The organism is Halomonas sp. BM-2019 (assembly GCF_017584085.1).
In genome coordinates this window covers 665,133-667,490 of record NZ_CP071922.1, presented here as the reverse complement: position 1 = coordinate 667,490, position 2,358 = coordinate 665,133, and the positions used below count along the sequence as shown (strand labels likewise).

The window sequence follows — 2,358 nt, the reverse complement described above, 5'->3', positions numbered from 1 at the left end:
AGGGTGGCGCCCAGGTCCATCATCGCCTGGGTGTAGTCCACCAGTCGCACGTCGGGCGTGTAGTGCTCGGCCAGGGCCCACAGCCGGCGCGCCACTGCGGGGCGCCCCGGCCAGCCCTCCAGGGCGTGCAGGCGAGCCAGGCTACGCTTGACGTTGCCGTCGAGAATCACCGCGCGCCGGCCGCTGCTCTGGGCGATGATCGCCCCGGCGGTAGAGCGCCCGATGCCCGGCAGGGCGGAGAGCGCCTCGAGCGCCAGCGGCAGCTCGCCGCCATGGTCGTCGACCACCGCCCGGGCGGCGCGGTGCAGGTTGCGGCCGCGGGCGTAGTAGCCGAGCCCGGTCCACAGGTGCAGCACCGCGTCCTGCTCCGCCGCCGCCAGCGCCTGGACGTCCGGGAAGCGCGCCATGAAGCGCTCGAAGTAGGGAATCACCGTGGCGACCTGGGTCTGCTGCAGCATGATCTCCGAGACCCAGACCCGATAGGGGCTGCGCTCCCGCTGCCAGGGCAGGTCGTGGCGGCCGTGGGCTTCGAACCAGGCCAGCAGGCGACGCTGGAAGGCCTCGGGGGGGAGAACGGGTTCGGGCATCTCCGACATGCGGGCTCCAGGATGCGAACGCCCGAGGGCCGGCAAGCCCTCGGACGAAGTGACAGGCGAAAAAAAGCGCCGACAGGGGGTGCCGGCGCAGGGACTGACGTTGCTCAGTTCAACAGACCACGCAGGGCGTCACGAAGTTCCTGACCGCTGCCCTCTCCCAGGCGCTCATCGAGTCGCTCCAGGGCACCCTCCAGGCGGCGATCTACCTCCTCGCCGGCGCGACGGCCCAGCTCCTCGCGCAGCGCCTCGCCCACGGCGGACTGGAAGGCCTGACGATCGAAGCGGCACCACTCCCCGCTCTCGCCCGAGAGGTTCCCCTCGCAGCGCACCGGGAAGGGCACCCGTTCGAGGCGCGGATTGACCCGGCAGGCGGCATCCGCGGTATCGACCACCCGTGCCGCGGCAAGCAGCTCGAAGCGCTCGCTGGTGAGGTCCAGCCACCCTTCGCCGCCCAGCTCGATGCCCGGGATGGCCACCAGCAGGTCATCGCTGTTCAGGGTGCCATCGCGGATCACGAAGGTGGCCTCGGCGCGATCGAAGCGCGTGTCCGGGTGCCAGTCACGGGTGGTCTCGCGTCCCTCCAGCGTCGCCACGGCGGTGCAGAGTTCGCGGGAGACGTTGACGTCGAGGATGGCGCCGTCCTCGATATGCGAGGCGAGGCGACCGTCCAGGTGGCGCTTCAGCGACGGCCAGGTATTGCCGCGGGTGGTCAGCTCCCCCTCGGCGGAAAGGCGTCCGCGCAGCGGGGCCGCCTCGTCGCCCAGGGCCTCCAGCAGCTCACCGATCCGCACCCGCTCGACGCGCGGCGTCAGCCGCCAGTGGATCGGGTCGCGGGTCAGGTCGAGCTCACCGCTGGCCGCCAGGCTGCCCTCGTAGAAGCCGGACGCGAAGCGGGTCAGTCGCTGACGTCCGTCGCCGCCCTCCAGGGCCAGGCCCACGTCCTGGAAGTCGAGCCCCGCCAGGCCCAGCTGCCCCAGGCTCAGCTCGCCGTCCAGGGCCAGCGCGGCCAGCCACTCCGCCGGCACCAGGGTGCCGGGAGCCTCCTCGGCGTGGGCCCGCGCGATGCCCGGCACACCGCCCCGGGCAGCGCTGTCGCCCTGCGGCTCGGCCGGCGGCAGGTAGGCATCCAGGTCCAGGCGATCGCCCTGCAGCTCGAAGTCCAGCAGCCGCCCGTCCAGGCCCGCCGCGAGCCGGCCGCTGAAGGTGCTGTCGTCCAGCGTCAGGGTCAGGCCGTCCAGCTCCAGCCGCGACAGGTCACCCTGCAGCGGGCTGGTCAGCGCCACCTCGCTCAGCGCCTCGGCGTCGGCGGTCACCGGCAGGCTGCCGAAACGCTCCAGCCAGGGGCGCAGCGAGAAGGGCGCCAGGCGCAGCTGGCCATCGTAGATCGGGGCCTCCCGGAGGCCGTTGACATTGAGGTGGCCACTCAGGCTCAGGCCATGCTCGCCGCTCAGCGTCAGGTCGCGCAGCCGGGCGGTCTCCTCGACCAGATCGGCCTCCAGACCGAAGGCCGTGGACAGTGGCAGCGGCGACTCGCCCAGTGCCGGATGCTCGAGGGTGGCCTCAAGACGCCCATCCTCCAGGTGAAGGCGACGCCCGATGGCGTCCAGCATCAGCTGGCTGCCCTTCAGGGTCAGCTTCTGCTCGCCCGCCACCCCCGCCAGTCGGCTAGCACTGGTCAGCGACAGGTCGTCCAGCAGGTAGCGCCGCTCGGCCAGCCCCAGGGTCACGCGCCCCTCCAGGGTGACATCGCTGACGAGCCGAG

1 protein-coding gene and 1 pseudogene are annotated in these 2,358 nt (G+C 72.3%); both read right to left on the bottom strand.

What is annotated here, in order from left to right; all coding sequences use genetic code 11:
- Positions 1 to 596, bottom strand: a pseudogene (locus tag J5F18_RS03395) (A/G-specific adenine glycosylase); the annotation flags it as partial.
- A 104-nt stretch (positions 597 to 700) separates the two neighbouring features.
- Positions 701 to 2,358, bottom strand: a 1,658-nt coding sequence (locus tag J5F18_RS03390) for an AsmA family protein (RefSeq protein ID WP_346300933.1), incomplete at its 5' end; no start/stop codon positions are given.